17 protein-coding genes and 1 riboswitch are annotated in these 18,891 nt (G+C 38.7%); of the genes, 9 read left to right on the top strand and 8 right to left on the bottom strand.

Features of this window, described 5'->3' with window-relative positions:
• Nucleotides 1-140 precede the first annotated feature (140 nt).
• The 6 genes from C9J35_RS10510 (at nt 141) to C9J35_RS10485 (ending at nt 6,521) form a co-directional block, all read left to right on the top strand.
• Nucleotides 141-713, top strand: coding sequence for a VanZ family protein (locus C9J35_RS10510; RefSeq protein WP_054768011.1), 573 nt, complete (start codon nt 141-143; stop codon nt 711-713).
• Between the two features lie 889 nt (nt 714-1,602).
• A complete protein-coding gene (locus C9J35_RS10505) occupies nt 1,603-2,400 on the top strand; it encodes a putative metalloprotease CJM1_0395 family protein (protein WP_107924470.1) in 798 nt (265 codons plus the stop codon).
• A gap of 24 nt (nt 2,401-2,424) precedes the next feature.
• Nucleotides 2,425-2,919 carry a Cys-tRNA(Pro) deacylase gene (ybaK, locus tag C9J35_RS10500; RefSeq protein ID WP_107924469.1) on the top strand — a complete coding sequence of 165 codons (495 nt, stop codon included), beginning with the start codon at nt 2,425-2,427 and terminating at the stop codon, nt 2,917-2,919.
• Between the two features lie 226 nt (nt 2,920-3,145).
• Nucleotides 3,146-3,781 carry a YczE/YyaS/YitT family protein gene (locus C9J35_RS10495; protein ID WP_054768010.1) on the top strand — a complete coding sequence of 212 codons (636 nt, stop codon included), beginning with the start codon at nt 3,146-3,148 and terminating at the stop codon, nt 3,779-3,781.
• 112 nt (nt 3,782-3,893) lie between these two features.
• Entirely contained in the window at nt 3,894-4,958 is a 1,065-nt protein-coding gene (locus C9J35_RS10490) for a nucleotide kinase (RefSeq protein WP_235616272.1), read from the top strand.
• Nucleotides 4,959-5,321: 363 nt separating this feature from the next.
• On the top strand, nt 5,322-6,521 hold the full coding sequence (locus tag C9J35_RS10485; protein WP_201262058.1) for a glycine C-acetyltransferase: 1,200 nt from the start codon (nt 5,322-5,324) through the stop codon (nt 6,519-6,521).
• 99 nt (nt 6,522-6,620) lie between these two features.
• Here C9J35_RS10485 and C9J35_RS10480 read toward each other — a convergent pair whose 3' ends face one another.
• The 6 genes from C9J35_RS10480 to C9J35_RS10455 all read right to left on the bottom strand — a co-directional run bounded on the left by C9J35_RS10480 (nt 6,621) and on the right by C9J35_RS10455 (nt 12,361).
• Entirely contained in the window at nt 6,621-7,814 is a 1,194-nt protein-coding gene (locus C9J35_RS10480; RefSeq protein ID WP_107924466.1) for a CaiB/BaiF CoA transferase family protein, read from the bottom strand.
• Nucleotides 7,811-8,971: an alpha-hydroxy acid oxidase gene (locus C9J35_RS10475; protein WP_107924465.1), complete on the bottom strand. Its 1,161-nt coding sequence runs from the start codon at nt 8,969-8,971 to the stop codon at nt 7,811-7,813. The genes C9J35_RS10480 and C9J35_RS10475 overlap by 4 nt, the downstream gene beginning before the upstream one ends.
• A gap of 13 nt (nt 8,972-8,984) precedes the next feature.
• Nucleotides 8,985-9,764 carry an enoyl-CoA hydratase/isomerase family protein gene (locus C9J35_RS10470; RefSeq protein WP_107924464.1) on the bottom strand — a complete coding sequence of 260 codons (780 nt, stop codon included), beginning with the start codon at nt 9,762-9,764 and terminating at the stop codon, nt 8,985-8,987.
• A 13-nt stretch (nt 9,765-9,777) separates the two neighbouring features.
• Nucleotides 9,778-10,449: a methionine ABC transporter permease gene (locus C9J35_RS10465; RefSeq protein ID WP_107924463.1), complete on the bottom strand. Its 672-nt coding sequence runs from the start codon at nt 10,447-10,449 to the stop codon at nt 9,778-9,780.
• Nucleotides 10,442-11,467, bottom strand: coding sequence for a methionine ABC transporter ATP-binding protein (locus tag C9J35_RS10460; RefSeq protein ID WP_107924462.1), 1,026 nt, complete (start codon nt 11,465-11,467; stop codon nt 10,442-10,444). The genes C9J35_RS10465 and C9J35_RS10460 overlap by 8 nt, the downstream gene beginning before the upstream one ends.
• A 63-nt stretch (nt 11,468-11,530) precedes the next feature.
• On the bottom strand, nt 11,531-12,361 hold the full coding sequence (locus tag C9J35_RS10455; protein ID WP_107924461.1) for a MetQ/NlpA family ABC transporter substrate-binding protein: 831 nt from the start codon (nt 12,359-12,361) through the stop codon (nt 11,531-11,533).
• A 90-nt stretch (nt 12,362-12,451) separates the two neighbouring features.
• Nucleotides 12,452-12,556: riboswitch (SAM riboswitch) on the bottom strand.
• Nucleotides 12,557-12,762: 206 nt separating this feature from the next.
• On the opposite strand from C9J35_RS10455, the gene C9J35_RS10450 reads away from it, so the two are divergent.
• Nucleotides 12,763-13,266 carry a PPC domain-containing DNA-binding protein gene (locus tag C9J35_RS10450; protein WP_054768008.1) on the top strand — a complete coding sequence of 168 codons (504 nt, stop codon included), beginning with the start codon at nt 12,763-12,765 and terminating at the stop codon, nt 13,264-13,266.
• Nucleotides 13,267-13,305: 39 nt separating this feature from the next.
• Here C9J35_RS10450 and C9J35_RS10445 read toward each other — a convergent pair whose 3' ends face one another.
• Nucleotides 13,306-14,472: a pyridoxal phosphate-dependent aminotransferase gene (locus tag C9J35_RS10445; RefSeq protein WP_107924460.1), complete on the bottom strand. Its 1,167-nt coding sequence runs from the start codon at nt 14,470-14,472 to the stop codon at nt 13,306-13,308.
• A 93-nt stretch (nt 14,473-14,565) separates the two neighbouring features.
• Here C9J35_RS10445 and C9J35_RS10440 point away from each other — a divergent pair, with 93 nt between their 5' ends.
• Nucleotides 14,566-15,357 (top strand): carbon-nitrogen family hydrolase, encoded by a 792-nt coding sequence (locus tag C9J35_RS10440; RefSeq protein ID WP_107924459.1) that lies wholly within the window; start codon nt 14,566-14,568, stop codon nt 15,355-15,357.
• Between the two features lie 215 nt (nt 15,358-15,572).
• Here C9J35_RS10440 and C9J35_RS10435 read toward each other — a convergent pair whose 3' ends face one another.
• Entirely contained in the window at nt 15,573-16,739 is a 1,167-nt protein-coding gene (locus tag C9J35_RS10435; RefSeq protein WP_107924458.1) for an FtsW/RodA/SpoVE family cell cycle protein, read from the bottom strand.
• Between the two features lie 173 nt (nt 16,740-16,912).
• On the opposite strand from C9J35_RS10435, the gene C9J35_RS10430 reads away from it, so the two are divergent.
• Nucleotides 16,913-18,568, top strand: a complete 1,656-nt coding sequence (locus C9J35_RS10430) for a methyl-accepting chemotaxis protein (RefSeq protein WP_235616271.1) — start codon at nt 16,913-16,915, stop codon at nt 18,566-18,568.
• Nucleotides 18,569-18,891: the final 323 nt, after the last annotated feature.

The raw sequence follows: 18,891 nt of genomic DNA, 5'->3' as shown, positions 1-18,891 counted from the left end.
CTGTTATTATTCATTCGTTAGAGAAAAAAGCACGCCAGAAAAAAATTCTGGGGTGCATTTTTTGCTATATTTAGCCCCTTGCGTGGGCAGTGCAGACATATTAAAATATGGGATGGATAAGAGGAAGTGGGTGGTATAGCATGACGAAAAATAATATATCGAATATCCAAGGTGATGCGAAACTACCATTACCTTATCGATCGTGGCTTGATACATATTATATGCAAGTGAAGATTGTAGGCTGGATAATTTTTATTGTCTATTCTTTTATAGCATTTTATAAATTAGTGATTGATCGTCTAGTGAATGTTATTGTTGTTGTTTTTCAGGGCGACTATTCTTTGGGCGAGTTAGGCATGTTTGATTATAGTAGTTGGCGAGTGACAACAAATTTTGTGCCGTTTGAAACAATTTTACGTTATATAAACTACTCGCAGTATTTTAATTTAGATCTGCTGCTAATCAATTTACTTGGCAATTTATTAATATTTACACCAATGGGCTTTTTATTGCCCCTACTGTCGAAGAAATTTCGCAAAGCATGGCTAATCATTATTTTAGGTTTTTTCTCCAGCCTTGCGGTAGAGACTGTGCAGTTTATTTTTACGGTTGGCTCTGCCGATATTGACGATTTAATATTAAATACAGTTGGCGCATGGTTTGGTTACATAGCCTATAAATGCTTACTGGTCATACCTAAGAGCAATAACTAACTATTATCAATAGACTGTTCAAACTGTAGGCAAACGTAAAGGAATTTAAGTTTGCCTACAGTATTTTTTTAGCATAAATATAGTAAGAAATCGTTGATTTCCGTTCCAGATGCTCACTTTCAGCAGGCATGGCTCGAAAGATCCCCGCAAAAATGATCTCTCCGCACATGCCGTTCCAGCAGGAGTGTCGCGCTTTCCACGCCAATCAACTTGTATCGCCTATTCTGCTCTATACATGTTGGATGATAAATAGGATGACAAAAAACCAACTCAATGAGCGTGAAATTGAACATTTTGTGCTTTGGGAAGGTTATGTAGAGGAAGTGAATATCTCTGTCATCATGTTGGAGTAAAAGAAACATAAACAATGCGTAAAGTAACAATTGAACATGTCTTTGCCGATGTGAAAGAAAAACATGTATGCGTTGAATAATCCTACGAAACCTCAAAAATTGTCCATGCAGGCAATGCTTATTTTTGCTACGATGAATTTGAAAAGCTTGCCCCTAGGACCCTAATACGAGATGAAAATCCCTCGAGTGCTGAAACTCTCGGGGGATTTTGTCGAATGTCTTCATTTTATAGTTGGAAGTAAACACTAATTTACCAGTGTATAGCATAATAAATTTCAATGCTAATAAACAATAAAACAATAGATGAGACAAAAAAATAGAATATTTTTCAAAGTAGGATAGGTCGATAGAATTAGTTTTTGGAAAAGTAATTATTCCTTTAGGATGTTAGTCGTGTTTTGCACTTGAATTTAATTAAGAAAATTCCGATAATGAGGGTACAGAAACTGTTCAGTTGGTATATGTATAGTAATAGTAAATTTAATCATATTTACTATTCAACTTGCATATTAAGATAGAAAGTCGAGGTGAATCATATGAAATTATCTAATTTAATTCAACAAGAAAGTAATACAAATAGCCACTCTCGTAAAAAAATTTTACAGCGAAAAGAGGCTGGAGATGCGTATCGAAAAAATGCACAGTATTTCCAACCAAAGAAAAACCCTTTATTGCTGGAGCTTGAAAATCTCTTATTAGGACATAAAGATCAAGATTTATATGAGCAACACAAAGAAGAAGCAAAAGAAGTAACACCACAACAACGTGCGATGATTAGTGATTTACAGCAAATTGAAAAAAATGTCCGTGCCCATGAGCAAGTGTATAAAGCTGTGGGTGGTGATAAAACTGGAACGTCCCCTGACACGCACGCAACACAGCCAGAGGGGCAACGTAATATTTCAGAAGAGGAAGTTGCTACTGCTGATAAAGACACCGCTATAGACGACACGTTCCAAAACGTAGAACAAGTTAGCAGTGCGGCGCTAGCACCGGTTAACCCATCATTTCAAGATTTACTTGTAGCAACGAGTGCGGATGCTCACTTGCAGCAAATACAGGCGAAAAAACATAGCATCGATGAAGATGATAAGGAGCAACTTGAGGAAAATCCTGCTTTCATACGAGAAATTATTGAAGTAAAGGTACCAGAGCGGTTCTCGAAGGAATTGAAATTGGACCCATTTGCAGATACAATTTTCGGTAAGAGCTATGAGGAAGCATTCAAAGCACGGACATTTAAAAATGCGTTGGCTATGTATGCTACTCATATTCAAATGGCAAAAAACGGCTATCGAGCTGGAAACGATTCGATGTTTTCAATGACAGCCTAATGCTGTAGATGGGAGATTTTAAAAGTGGCAAAGGCAAAGCATACGAAAACAAATGCTGTAAGATTATTAGAGCAGCAAAAAATACAATTTGATGTCATGGAGTATGAAACTGGTGATGGTCAAGTGGACGGAGTGTCAGTAGCTGAAAAAATCGGTCAACCTGTTTCACACGTTTTTAAAACTTTAGTAGCAAAGGCAGGAGCACAAAAGCTTTTTGTATTTGTCATTCCAGTGGCAGAGGAACTGGATTTAAAAGCAGCAGCAAAAGTCGTTGGTGAGAAAAAAATTGAGATGCTTCCTGTTAAAGAGTTACTTGGCTATACGGGTTATGTTCGCGGCGGTTGCTCACCAGTAGGTATGAAGAAACTTTATCCAACGGTTATTGATGCTTCTGCGCAGGAGCAAGGGCGCATTATTGTCAGCGCAGGTAAAATTGGTATGCAAATTCATGTGCAGCTGGATGATTTAATTGCAGTGACAAAGGCTCAACTTGCACCTATAACAACTATCCATGTGTAATATTATGGATAGTTTTTTTTATGAAAAGAAACACTAGGTTGTGCGTATCTTTGCCCATATTCTCAAGTGAACGTGCGGGAGAAGGGAATCGGCTCAGGAAGACAAGTCACCGCTCAGGTAGAGCCAGTCATTAGAAATACTTAGGACACCCAAACTGAATTCTTTCATTATCGAGAAAATATGGTACAGTTAGAGCAATATCGTACATAGAGAGAAGGATTGCGAAATGCGAAAAATTACGGGATGGCGCTGGACGTTCTTTATCGGTGGCATGATGATTATGGCCCTTGGCATCACGATGTCTATTAAGGGGAAAATTGTTGGCACGAGCCCATGGGATGTTTTACATGTAGGTTTGTTTCAAAACTTTGGTCTGACCATTGGGACCTGGTCTATTTTAACTGGGTTTTTGATTGTTGTTTCGACTTCGTTGGTGTTACGAGAATGGCCTAAAATTGGTACGTGGCTAAATATGTTACTTATCGGTTCATTTATTGATGTATTTAACTGGTTATTGCCGTCAACGGATATCTATGGATTTCAGATAACCTATTTTGTGATGGGATTATTTGTTTTAAGCTTTGGTTGCGGTATGTATATAGCGCCTAATATGGGAGCTGGCCCGCGAGACACTTTAATGATGATCCTTGTTGAAAAATTTGGTGGGACTATTAAAACAGCGCGTATGGGTATTGAGGTATTTGTTACGATTCTAGGATGGTTACTTGGCGGCCCTGTTGGCGTTGGTACAGTATTAATTGCCTTAACGTCCGGTTATATTGTGCAGTATTCATTGCCCTATTGTCGAAAAGTTTTAATGAAATGTATCGGTAGTATTGAGGGCATGAAGCCATTTTATTGAAAATTAGCTACTTTTATCGATATGGAGATAAAAGTAGTTTTTTCATTTTTTAAAGAGATAATTCATATAATGCAGGGCATAAGGCAAAGGGGGAACGACACTGAACGGAAATGTGACCTATTATTTTGGACACGCATTGACAGGCCAAGGGAGAAAGCATTTATATAAAGAAATGATGGAAGAGGCAACACTAGTATACGTTCTACAAGGCGCACCAACCTTTAAAGGCTCAGAGCTACTGAAGGAACTTGGTTATTTTTATGTGAAGCAAGGTTTTGAGGTGGAGTGGTTTAAACATGCATTGTTAGAAGATACCGTAGAGGCGGTGTATGTTAGAGGTTGCAATCGTCTGTTTGTATGGGCATCGGAGTGGGGGATTGAACCAACTTTACTTGGCACGAAGCATCGTGTGCTGTCCTTTTATGATTGTTTAGCAGAAGAGCAGCTTGCGGTCGTTGGTGACAAACTTGCTAATGCAATGAAGGATCGAGAGTTGTATCGTGAAAAGTGTATTACTATGCTGGAAATTGCTAAAAAACTTCATGACGATTGGGAAGTTGTAACGCAAAGCTGTATGGACTGGCAAGCTTTAAATAATCAAGTTGAAAATTTAAAATCAGCTGTTTTTCAGTCAATAACACTTAATAAAACAGGTATTCGCACACACAGATTACTAGGCACATTAACACCACGAGGTGCACAAAATACAGTTGAAAGCATCACGAAAAATTTGGCTAGAAGGCTGATGATTAAGGGCAAGCCAGGCACAGGGAAATCTTCGCTAATGAAAGGATTAGCAGATGAAGCAAATGCAAGAGGGCTAGATGCACAAATTGTGTGGTGTGGACTGGATGCGGGCTCAATCGATATGGTCATTATTCCAGAATTGAATTTCTGTATTTTTGATAGTACAGAGCCACATGTATTTGAACCACAGGATGACAGACTGGGTGATGAGATATTTGATATGGGTCAACATTGCTCACTTTCAGATGATGCTGAAGGGAAAATTGAAGAAATTCGTGTGAAATATAAAGCAGCTTTACAAGATGCTATGGGTTATGCGACGCGTTACGAAGAGGCGGAGAACACGATACGCCAGTTAATGGACCATTGTTTGTCGACGGCCGTGTGGCGTGAAAAAACAGCACCTTTATTTGAAAGATTAACAAAGTGATTTAATATAATTGTGCGCTTATGCTACACTAGGAACTAGAATAATTGATCTTCATTCAGCAGCCCTCACTTCTGTAGGTAACGGGATAAATGCGAGTGCAACCCTTTTTTACAGGATGAAAAAATGCCAACTGAATGCAGATTAAACAACTCCGACGGATGTCACGGATTTTGGAAGAAGTTACTGTAAGATGGTAGACGAACTTTATCGTATCCTACAGTAACCGCTAACTGACCTGTAGCGGGAAAACGTTACGTCTTTGTGGACTTACGAAATGACCGCTATCCGTAGGCTCTTGTGCAGACCTAAGCATAATATCAAATCCGGACATATCTACGTCGAGACGAAATGATCTTAGAAAGGATGATACACTTGTCTAAAGTACTAAATGCATTTTTGAATGAAAACCTACAAGCCTTACATGATCAAGGCTTATACAATGAAATCGATGCAGTAGAGAGCGCAAACGGACCGGTAATTCAGGTGCGTGGTCAGAATCTTATTAACCTATCTTCCAATAACTATCTAGGTTTAGCGACTAATGAAGAATTAAAGCGCATTGCAAAAGCAGCGACTGATAAATATGGTGTGGGCGCGGGTGCAGTTCGAACGATTAATGGTACGCTTGATCTTCATGTGAAATTAGAGGAAAAGTTAGCTGAATTTAAAGGAACTGAAGCGGCGATTTCTTATCAATCAGGTTTCAATTGTAATATGGCGGCGATTTCTGCTGTTATGGATAAAAACGATGCCATTCTTTCAGATCAATTAAACCATGCATCTATTATTGATGGTTGTCGTTTATCACGTGCCAAAATCATTGCTTACAATCACTCTGATATGGAAGATTTACGCGCGAAGGCAAAAAAAGCCACAGCGTCTGGTTTATATAATAAAGTGATGGTCATTACAGATGGCGTATTCTCGATGGACGGTGATATTGCCAAGCTACCAGAAATCGTTGAAATTGCTAAAGAATTTGATTTGATTACTTATGTAGATGATGCACATGGATCAGGTGTAACTGGTAAAGGTAAGGGGACAGTCAAGCATTTCGGTTTAGAAAAAGAAATCGATTTCCAAATTGGCACATTATCAAAAGCGATTGGTGTCGTTGGTGGCTATGTAGCAGGTAAGAAAAACCTAATCGACTGGTTGAAAGTACGCTCTCGCCCATTCCTATTCTCAACAGCGTTACCACCAGGTGATGTGGCCGCAATTACAGCAGCAGTTCAAATGCTGATTGACTCTACAGAACTACACGATAAGCTATGGGAAAATGGCCATTATTTAAAAGCAGGTCTTGCGAAGTTAGGCTTTAATATCGGAGATTCTGAAACACCAATTACGCCATGTATTATTGGTGATGAAAAGCTTACACAAGAATTCTCGCGTCGCCTATTTGAAGAAGGCGTTTATGCAAAGTCAATTGTTTTCCCAACAGTTCCAAAGGGCACAGGGCGTGTTCGTAATATGCCAACAGCGGCACATACAAAAGATATGTTAGATAATGCACTAGCAATTTACGAAAAAGTAGGTCGTGAATTAGGGGTTATTCAATAAAAAAAAACGGGGCTCCTCGGCTATGAGGTAGCCTCATTTTCATTTGATTTTTGAAATGACGGATAGAATCGCGAAAGTGACGGTACTGCAAAATCGACATTAGGAATGGATAGCATTCGCTGATTTCAATTGTTGAATGCGTTGATCTGTCACATGTAATGCTTGTAAAATCTCCTCATTGTGTTGACCTAATGTAGGTGCGGCACTTGTCAATTGACCTGGCGTTTTAGAGAATTTTGCAGGAAAACCGAGGGTCCGCATTGGACCAGCAATTGGATGCTCATAAGAAAGGACCATACCGCGATCTAAAATATGTGGGTCATGTAAAGTTTGATTGTATGAATAAATAGGGCTAGAAGGTACACCGTATTCGTCTAATAACTGTAACCAATGAGCAGCACCATATTTCAAGAGTTCGCTTTCTATTTCTGTTTCTAATGTTTTTACATTTTGAGCGCGTAAGTAATTTGTGGCAAATAGTGGATTGTCTAACCAATCTGGACGGTTCACTACTTTGTTTGCGAAAATTTCCCACAGTTTTTGATTGCCCGCACCGATTAATATATAATCATCTTTTGTTTTAAAGCCTTGATAGGGTGCGGATACACGGTGTGCAGTACCTGTACGTTCAGGTAATTGCCCTTCACCAAAATAAGCAGCAGCTTCCCACACTGTCCAAGCTAGACCCGATTCTACAAGTGATACATCCACATATTGTCCCTCACCTGTTCGAAGTTTATAAATATAGGCCATTAATATAGATTGTAGGGCTGTTTGCGCTGCGGCAATGTCATTCACGGCAAAACCAACTTTGACTGGGCGGCCATCAGGTTCACCGGTCATATGCATTAAACCGCTAAGTCCCTGTGCCATAATGTCATAGCCACCTTTTTGACTATAAGGCCCTGTTTGTCCATAGCCTGAAATGGAGCAATAGATGAGCCCTGGATTAATGGCATTCAATGTATCGTAATCAATACCCAGTTTTTTTGTGACACCTGGACGATAATTTTCTACAAGCACATCGACAGACTCAATCAGCTCTTGGAATAATTCTAACCCTTCAGGTGTTTTTAAATTGATACAAACACCTTTTTTATTACGGTTAACCATCATATACATATGACTTTCTTCATTGATAAAGGGACCCATTGATCGTGTATCGTCTCCATTTGGATACTTCTCAATCTTAATGACTTCAGCCCCCATATCCGCTAACACCATTGTGCAATAAGGACCGGCAAGTACTTGTGATAAATCGACTACTTTTAATCCTGCTAATGCTTGCTTCATATGTCATCAACCCCATTGTTTTTCACCAAAGTCACATTGCGTAAATCCTTCACAGATGTAGCACCTGCTAATGCAATAGATACTTTTAATTCATCATATAAATTCGTCATGACTTTTTCGACGCCTTGTTGTCCGTCTAGTGCTAGTCCGTAAACGAAAGGACGCCCGATTGCTACTGCATCAGCACCTAAAGCAAGTGCTTTAAGCGCATCCATACCGCGATAAACACCACTATCTAAAATGACAGGAACTTGTCCATCCACCACTTCAACAATGGCAGGTAGTGCATCAAGCGAACCAATGACACCGTCTAATTGGCGGCCGCCATGGTTGGAAACGATAATACCATCTATGCCATTGTCTACAGCCAGTTGTGCATCTTCTGGATGTAAAATACCCTTTAGCAAAATAGGTAATTTTGTATGGCGTTTTAATTCACGCACATTTTCCCAATTCAATGTAGGATGGAACACATTTTGCAAGACACCTTGCACATACGATTCAAAAGAATCATCCGGTAAAGAGGCCATAAAAACAGGGTCATTGACATAATTTCCGCGTGCATAGCCAAGCTTTAAAGGGGAGAATTGATTACGTACATCTTCCTCCCGCCAACCGAGCATCACTGTATCGACAGTTAAGACAATGGCTTCAAAGCCGGCAGCTTCTGCGCGAGCAACCATGCTGTATGCAATTTCTTCATTAGTAGACCAATATAATTGGAACCATTTTGTCGCATTTGGAGCTGCTTGAGCAACATCTTCAAGTGCGTAACTGGAAACCGTACTTTGAATATAGGGGATTTCTAAATGATTGGCTGCGCGCACAACAGCTAGCTCGCCATCTTCGTGTGCCATTTTATTCATACCAACGGGTGCAAACAATAATGGTGTTGGATATGTCTTCCCGAATAATTCAATCGTTGTATCGATGTTTGCTACATTATTTAAAAAACGGGGGATAATAGAATATTTTTCGAAGGCGGCACGGTTATTGCGTAATGTTTGTTCGCCACCTGCACCAGAGCGCACATAGCCATAAGGGCCAGCATCGATTTTTTCAGCGACGGCTTTCTCTAGATCAGCAAAAGAAATAGGAAAGGGAGCTTGCGCGTTTATGTTTTTTAATAGTAAATCGCCATTTGTTGTGTTTGTCATCATTATTACCTCCTTATTTATTGAAAGTGGGCTTTCGTTTATTTAGAAATGCTTGAATACCCTCGTTGTAGTCATCAGAGTTAAACGAATCAAGAATCATTTGCGCCAGTTCTTCGCTTTCTTCGGTCTCGCCATCTACAATTGCTTGAATAATTTTTTTAATGCCCGCATTGGCAACAGATGATTTACTTAATAAAAGTTTGGCAAACTGTAATGTTGCTTCTTCAATTTGAACTGGTTCATGTAATGCTGTAATTAAGCCAATGTTTTTTCCTTCTTCAGCTGTAAAGCTATTCGCTGTATATAAAATCTCTTTTGCTTTTGCAACACCAACAATATTTATCAGTCGTTTTGTACTTTCAAGGTTATAGATAATACCAATATTCGCAGCTGTAATACCAAGTTTACTTTTTGGCGTTGCTAGTCTGAAATCACAAGCATTGGCTAGCTCTAAGCCGCCTCCAATAGCTAAGCCTTGTATCATCGCAATTGTAGGCTGGGGAAATTTATAAAGTGCATCAATGGCTTTCAATGCTAAGTCGTTGTAGGCTTTCGCATTTTCAGCCGCATAACGAATATCTAAAAATTCACTAATATCAGCGCCAGAGCAAAAGGCAATGTCATTTACTCCGCGCACGATTAATACTTTTACAGAAGAATCTTCACGTAAAATTTCTAGGTTATCTACAATGGCTTGGAACATCGCTTTCGACAAGGAATTACGTTTATCAGGACGATTTAACACTAATGTAGCAATATAGCCATCTCTCTCTACATATATTTCAGTTGTCATGCGAATCCTCCTATTAGTCTTTTTTTAGTTTTGCAGCAAAGCGGTTACCAAGAGATTGAATGCTTTGGACAAGAATAATTAAAATAAAGACAGTTGCATACATCACATCTACTTCATAGCGCAAGTGACCGTAACGATATGCTAAGTCACCTAAACCACCAGCTCCAACCATGCCCGCCATTGCAGTTGCCCCGATAAGTCCGACTGTTGCGATAGTTAAGCCTAAAATAATAGATGGACGTGCTTCTCGTAGTAATACATGCCAAATAATATGACGACGTTTAATGCCCATTGCTGTATAAGCCTCAACCACCCCAGCATCTACTTCTAAAAGTGCTGTTTCCATTAAACGTGCGATATAAGGAGCTGTATAGATAACAAGTGGGACAATGACACCTTTTACGCCAATCGTTGTGCCAACGATTATCTTTGTAAATGGTAGGATGAAGAACAGTAAAATGATGAATGGTACAGAACGGACGATATTAATGAGTAAATTAAAAAGTTGATACAAAAATTTATTTTCAAATGATTGACCTGGGCGTGTTAAAACAATTAAAAGCCCTAAAGGAATTCCGATTAAAATAGAAAAGAATAATGAAATGCTAACCATTTGGAAGGTTTCAATCATAGATTTTCCAATAATGTGTGACCAATTTGTAAAGAAGTTTTGAATGCTATCCATGTAGTTCGCCTCCCAATTCCTCAATAGCTACGCCGTTTTCTGTAAAATACGTAAGTGCTTTTTGGACGATATGTACTTCACCGTTTAAATGAACAACGATATTACCGACAATGCCATTTTTTAATTCAATAATATTAGCTGTTAAAATGTTTGGCTGTACATCGTAAATTTTGCTTACTTCTGCCAGTAAAGGTTTCCCCGTACTTTCGCCTAAAAAAGTTAAGCGAATAACACTGCCTGAAACGTTTAATTGTTCGATTAAGGTAGGCGATAAATTCCGTTGTGAAATAGTATTTAAAAATTTTCGAGTCGTTGGGTGTTGAGGTCTAGCAAATAGCTCAATAGCGTTCCCGAATTCTACGACTTTACCAGCTTCAAGAACCGATACATCATCACAAATTTTTTGTATAACATTCATTTCATGCGTGATTAGCAAAATCGTAATGCCGAGCTCCCGGTTGATTTTTAGCAATAGCTCTAAAATGGCTTCCGTTGTTTCTGGGTCGAGAGCACTTGTTGCTTCATCACTTAGTAAAATTTCTGGCTCTTGTGCAAGTGCACGAGCAATCGCAACACGTTGTTTTTGACCACCTGATAATTGACTTGGGAAACTATCTAATTTCTCTGTCAGACCAACAATTTCAGCGTACTTGGCAACACGATTTTTTACTTCCGTATCGCTATAGCCAAGCAGCTTTAACGGTACGGCAATATTGTTATAGACCGTTGCCGTTTTTAAGAGATTAAAATGTTGGAAGATCATGCCGATCTTTTGGCGTGTGTGGCGAAGCTCATTTAATGACACAGTTGTAATATCTACGTTATCAATGAATACTTTACCTGCTGTTGGACGTTCTAATAAATTCACGCATCGAATAAGTGTACTTTTTCCGGCACCACTGTAGCCAATAACTCCATGAATTTCACCTTTTTTCACATGAAGATTAATGCCATCAACTGCTTTGACCGTACCTGTTTTTGTTTTGAATTCTTTTGATATATTTTGTAATTGAATCATATGCTATTTCTCCTTCCTAAAGGAAAAAGTTACCGTTTATAAGGTAACTTTTGTCGTGTTGTATTACCAGCTTGGAATTACAGAACCATCGAATTCTTCCTCAATAAATTTTCGTACTTCTTCCGATTGATAAGCATCAACGAATTTTTTAATCGTTGGGTCTTCTTTGTTTTCAGCACGCACAACAATGTAGTTTACATATGGAGAGTCAGTAGATTCTAAAAGAATGGAATCTGCTTTAGGATTAATGCCAGCTTCTAGTGCGAAGTTTGTGTTAATAGCCGCTACATCTACTTCACTTAATTGCTTTGGAATTTGTGCAGCCTCTAGTTCAATAAATTTTAAGTTCTTTTTGTTTTCTTCCACATCGTGAATGGACGCTGTCAAACCAGTGCCTTCTTTCAATTTGATATAGCCTGCTTCTTGCAGGACGAATAGGGCACGGGCACCATTTGTCGGATCATTTGGCAAACCAAATGTTGCACCGTCAGGAATTTCATCTAATGATTTATATTTTTCAGAGTATACCCCCATTGGATTTAAAATTGTTTTTCCAACAGGTACTAAATCTGTATCATGGTCTTTATTAAAGGTATCTAGAAACGGTTCATGTTGATAGCTGTTGGCATCTAAATCACCTTGTGCTAATGCCGTATTCGGTAAAACGTAATCAGAGAAAGATTTTAGTTCAACCTCTAAGCCATTTTCTTGTGCTACTTTGGCAGCAACCTCTGCAATTTGTTCGTGTGGACCAGATGTTACACCAACTACGATTTTATTTTCGTTAATAGCCTCACCAGCACCTTTGCTGTCGTCCTTACTACCGCAACCAGCTAATGCCACTGCTAATGTGAGACTTGCTAAACCTACTAAAAATTTGCTTTTCTTTTTCATGAAAAATTACCTCCAAAGTTGTTTTATCGGTTTTTGAAAATAAAAAAAACTCTCTTACAAACTTAAGAGAGGCTCATGAAAAGAAGTCCTCTCTTATCTTTCAAACGAATAATCGTTTGCAGGATTTAGCACCTTCCCAAAAAGGGGGGTTGCCGAGCTTCATAGGGCCAGTCCCTCAGCTACTCTTGATAAGAGATTTATAGTATTTTTGTAAATCCGATAGAACTAATATAATTTATAGGTTATATTAAGTCAATAAATATTTTAAATATTTTATAAAATTAAATTATATTCAATAGGGTTTTCTGATGATAGAAATTGCCCGTGAAGACGATAGTGCTGGGCATGAAGTCTCTGCTAGTGATATGTGAATATAATTATTCAGGGAAAGAGGTTTTTTTATGTCTGTAAGGGTTAATTATGGAGTAGGGTCATTTGGTAGAGTTATTAGTGCACGCATCTTAATGGGAACAGATATTGTCGAGGGAATTGAAGCTGTATGTAAAGAGAATGCAATTGCGTCAGCAACAATTGTTAGCTGTATCGGTAGTTTTCAAAAAAGTAGCTTTGTTTATTTAGTGCCAGATGAGACATCAAAAATTAACGTACGCTTTAGTGAAATCATTGAAAAGGCAGGGCCGCTAGAATTTATACAAGGTTCGGGCGTTGTCTGCAAGCGTGATGATGTATATGAAACACATTTCCATGGCTCGATGAGTGATCAATGGGGAGGTGTATCTGGTGGCCATTTTATAAAAGGTGGCAATCCAGTCATTACCGCAGATGTTGTTTTAGCGGAGGTAAGGGGCGTACAGCATTTTAGACGTTTCGATGAAGAAACAGCGCATGTTCAATTTTATCCGCTAGAAGAAGGATTAGACAGCCCTCGAAAAATAAATAAATAACAAAAAACTGTCCGCACGTTGATTGGACAGTCTGTTGGTCTATTTAAATAAATTTAATTTCTCAATTCTTATTACGGCTTCACGTAAACGTTCTTCGCTGACAAGTAAGCCAACGCGGACATATCCTTCACCATACTTACCGAAGCCATTGCCAGCTGCGACAGCAATATCAGCCTTGTCGAGTAATAGCTCGGCAAATTGCTCACTTGTATACCCTACTGGGACAGGTAGCCACGCAAAGAACGAACCTTTTGGTGCTGTTACCTGCCAGCCGATCCGTTGGGCTTCTTCCACAAGAACATTGCGACGGCGTTCATAGGTTGCCCTAAGCTCTATTGCACACTCCTGTGAGGAAGTAAGTGCTATAGCTGCTGCCTGTTGAACGGCAGGGAATTGGCTACAAAATAGATGATCCTGAATAACATTGATCGCTTCAATAATTTTAGCGTTGCCAACGGCAAACCCAATACGCCAGCCGGCCATATTAAACGTTTTAGAGAATGTATACATTTCAATGCCGACATCTTTTGCGCCTGCTGCTTGTAAGAAGCTAACAGGTTTATTGCCATCAAAGCCAATGGCGCCATAGGCAAAATCATGTGATACGATAATATTATGTTCTTTAGCAAAGCGAGCAGTTTCTTCAAAAAACTCTAGTGTCGCTGTACCACCAGTAGGGTTATTCGGATAGTTTAAGTAAAGTAACTTGGCACGGGCTTTTACTTCGTCTGACAAAGCCTTATAATCAGGCAAGAAGGCGTTTTCTGCAAAAAGCGGCATGACATCAAAATTTACATCACCTAGTACAACGCCTGATAAATAGTCAGGATAGCCTGGGTCAGGTAGTAGCATATAATCGCCAGGATTTAAAACAGCCAGTGGTAGTTCAACAAGGCCAATTTTGGTACCACCTAGAATGGCTACTTCCGTATTAGGATCAATGTCGACATTATATTCACGTTTGTAAAAATCAGCCGCAGCTTGACGCAATTCTGCGATACCACGAAATGGAGAGTATTTATGATGTTGTGGATTTTCGGCTGCTTGTTGTAAGGCTTTAATAATGTGTGGAGGTGTGGGCTGATCGGGATTGCCTTGTCCAAGATTAATAACATCTCGTCCTTCTGCAAGAGCCGAGTTGACTTTCTGCACAAGTGCCGCGAAAAATTGTGTGGGCAGTTGCTGTAGTTTTTTAGAGAATTCCATGTACTTTCACCTTTTTCAGAATATAATAATTATTGTAGATATGATGCAAATACTATTACTTTTTTTACATATTGTCTAGAGGGGGAATGAAAAATGAAAATCGGTTGTATTCAATTAAACGTAGGTTTTGGCAAAGTAGAAGAAAATTTCGCAAGCGCAGAAAAAAAGATTCGTGAGGCTGCAAGTCTCGGTGCAGAGATTATTGTACTACCAGAGATGTGGAATACAGGTTATGCGCTTGAAAAATTACCAGAGCTTGCGGACGTCGATGGCGAGCGCACAAAAACATTTCTACAAGGTTTAACGAAAGAGCTTGGCGTACATATTGTTGGAGGCTCGGTGTCAACGAAAAAGGGCGACAAATTTTACAATACAATGTATACGTTTGATAACAAAGGGAAGCAGGTAGGAGAATACAGTAAGGCACATTTATTCCGCTTGATGGACGAACATTTATATTTAGAAGCGGGTGATGAAATGAATCGCTTTGCACTTGGCGATATTGAGGCGGCAGGTGTAATTTGCTATGACATCCGCTTCCCAGAATGGTTACGTGCCCATGCATTAGACGGCGCAAAAGTCTTGTTTGTACCTGCACAGTGGCCAACACCACGCATTGATCACTGGAAAACATTATTACAAGCACGTGCCATCGAAAATCAATGCTTCGTCATTGCGATCAACCGTATAGCGAAAAAGGTGGAAAACTTCAACGGACAATCCATGATTATTCAGCCGTGGGGAGAGGTACTGTGGGTTGGTGCAGAGGACGAAGAAGTGGCTGTTATAGATGTTGACTTCTCAATCGTCGATGAAGTACGAGGTAGAATTCCTGTTTATGATGACCGTAGACCTGGATTATATAGTGGCGTTGTCATGAAATAAAACTTAAGAAATTCACCATCTAAAACAATAACAGAAAGCTGCCTCTTAACACCAGATGTATGGTACTAAGAACAGCTTTTTTTTTATAGGAGACAAATGTACATTCACTAAAGCATAAGAAAGGCTAGACGAAGTATAAGTATAAATAAAACAGCGCCAGTTAATAGCAGTAATAATAAAATGCGCTTTTTTAAAGTATTGTCCATATGTTCCTCCTATTTCCTATAAGTAAATATGTACCCGTTATAGGATTTATGTATCACCATTACAATGCCCATTAACATAAAGTTGGATAGCAGTGAGCTCCCTCCATAACTTAAAAATGGCAATGTTACACCTGTTACTGGTAATAAGCCGAGTGTCATACCAATATTCTGTGTAATTTGGAAAGCTAATAAACTAGAAATACCAGCCCCCATTAATGCCATAAATGGGTCTTTTGCTTGGACAGTAATAAGTACAATGCGATAAATGACAAAGAATAACAACATAATCACAAAGGCACCACCTGCAAAACCAAATTCCTCAGCAATAGCAGAGAAAATGAAATCAGTATGCTTTTCTGGTACGTAGACATCGTTGTTTAAGTATCCCTTCCCAGTAAACTCACCAGATCCAATTGCTAAAAAGCCCTGTCGTACTTGAAAAGAGGAATCGGGATATTCATAGGGTTGTAGCCATCCGTAAATACGAGATACTTGATGTCCTGATAATTTTCCTAATAGTTTTTCCGTAAAGAAATCATTAAATTGCACATAAAGAATAACGACTGTACTCACAATAACCACTGGAATAGTCGTAAAGGCTACAAGTAATTTTGTGTGTATACCAGAAAAGAAAATCATCGGTAAAATCATCGCCATATACAACATAACCATGCCCGTATCAGGCTGCTTATAAACAACAAGTGTCGGTGGAATAACAATAAGTGCAATTTTAAGTAGTAGAGCTAAATCTGTTAAGTATGAAGGGCGCACATGCTTTTCCTGGTGAGCGACAATGACCTTACCAACAACTATTAAAAAAGCAAATTTCAAAAATTCCGATGGCTGTAGAGAACCTAAAAATGGAATCTGATACCAGGACTTAGCTTCATTTACAGTTCGTGCAATACTCTCTGGTGCCACAATTAACCCAACTGTCAATAAAACCATTAATCCGTAAAATGGCCAACCAATTTTCTTCAATTGTTCAATATCAAGCATTGCCACCCCGAACATCATTGAAAAACCGATAAGATAAAAAATACTTTGTTTTATAATAAATGAACTTGTATATTGTTCAAATACTACGCTACCTGAATGTACAAAAAGGCAACTAATTACACCGAGCAAAAATAAACTAACGACCAAACTGCCATCCAACTTCTTGAGCTGCATCATGCAAACACCCCCTTAAATGAAAAAGTGTATATAGATAGACAACGATGGAAATGTGTGGAAGGTTGCTTGTTAAGGAAAAAGTAAAATTCTTCGAGGAATTTTTACAAAAACATAACACTGGCTTTATATCTTCATACTATCATTATTGGTAAGAGTTGGAGAAGGAGCCGAAGATGATGCATTTTTTTCGTTACATAAAGGTGAAAGATAAGCTACTTGTTCTAATGATTGTTTGTGTACTTTCCAATGTATTACTAGGAGTATTTAGTGTAGATTATTTACGAAAAATGTCATGGCATGCGAGCGAAAGTTATACACAGGGTCTTGTACCCATTGGCTGGTTGAATGAGGTAGAGGAAGCACAGAGACAATTAGATTATTTAGTTGATACTAATGGTAGTGAACAAGAGTTGGCAGCCATTTTCAAAAATATTGAGAAACCTTTAGGTCAATTAGAAAATCTAGCCATCGATAAAAAGATGGGTCATCAGGTGAAAAAGTATAAAACATTGCTTGCACAACAACTGGAAATGATCGAAAACTATCAGCGGTTGGATAATAATGAGCAATCATTTTTATCGGTTAGCCAGCAAAGCCACGTCCTATTAGAAGAAACACAAAGCTACTTAGTGCAGAGAGCAGAGGAACAGCAGATAGCTTTCCAAAAGGATATGAAATTTGGTTATTGGTTACTCGGTGGTGTTTGCTTATTCGTTGTACTATTAGTAATCATTATAGGTTTTATAGCTACAAAGGCGATTAACGTACCAACACGACAGTTAAAGTCATTATTAAAACGTGCTGAGCAGGGGGATTTCACGGCGAATGCGAGCTACGTGGCACATGATGAGCTCGGGGAGGTTGTGCTGTCTTACAATCAGATGGTTACTGAGGTAAAACGATTACTTCATACGGTTACAAATAGTGCAGAAGAGGTTGAAGGAATGACAGCAATGTTGCAAGTATCGTCTGAACAATCTTCAACAACTACGCTCAAAATTGCAAAGGATGTGCAAAACATTTCTAATTCTACAAGTGCCTCGTCTTTAAAATTAGCCTCCAATACAGCTTCTTTGGAAGAGGTACTAACTGGTGTACAGGTCATTTTAGAGAAGGTTCAGCTTGTTGAGAGTTTTGCTCATGACACTGCACGTGATGCGGAAAGTGGAACAGAAATTGTCCAAGCAAATTTAGCACAAATACAGGCCATTAGGCTTGCAGTAGAAAAATCGAATACAGCTATTTTTAACCTTGTTGAGCGCGCGGCAAGTATCGATCATATGGTAGAAGTAATTGAGAAAATCACAGCACAAACCAACCTACTAGCGTTGAATGCCTCGATTGAAGCTGCTAGGGCGGGAGAGCACGGTAAGGGCTTTGCAATCGTTGCGAACGAGGTGCGCAAACTTGCCGAACAAACGGTCCATTCTACACAGACGATTACGTCGATTGTGCAAAATATCCATGTAGATTCTAACTATGCTGTACAAATGATGGACGGTGTTTTAACAGCGACTGAAAAAGGTGTGAATGTAACGGGTCAAACAGCAATTAGCTTTAATCATATTTTAGAAAAAGTACATACCATTAAGCCTTATATAATAGAAGTCTCGGCTACAGTTCAAGAAATTGCGGAGCATACGAAAAAGGTGAATGAAGATGCGGTGATGCTAACCTCACTTTCTAATACAAATGTTGCCTCCACTAAACATGTAGCAACGTTAACGGCAGATCAATTAGCTGCTCAGCAGCAATTTCATAGTTATATAAAAGAATTACGAAAAGTATCTAAGGTATTACAAATTGCTGTAAAGCGTTTTTTAATTTAATTAATAATAACTTGAGATGATAGAGAACTTTCTTTGCGGTATAGACGGTAAAGAAGGTTCTTTTTATGCGAAGTAAACTATTTGTTCTTTTAGAGAGGACAAATGTATTTCTATTCTTAGTGCGGAACAATATTTTTCCGAATCCATATACTAATAATAAGGGGTATTACGGTAAAATTCCAAAAGTTATAAACATTGATGTTGTATTTTTAATATGAACACTTTATAATGAAATTCAGCAAAAGTGTTATTAAATCAATGTTTATATACGAAATTTTGTACTTTCGGTAAGTACAATTGTTCACAGGTGGAGGTTTGGAGAT

The sequence above is a fragment of the Lysinibacillus parviboronicapiens genome, from assembly GCF_003049575.1.
Taxonomy (GTDB): domain Bacteria; phylum Bacillota; class Bacilli; order Bacillales_A; family Planococcaceae; genus Lysinibacillus; species Lysinibacillus parviboronicapiens.
The sequence above is the reverse complement of the archived record's forward strand: the minus strand, read 5'-3'. Positions and strand labels throughout refer to the sequence as shown.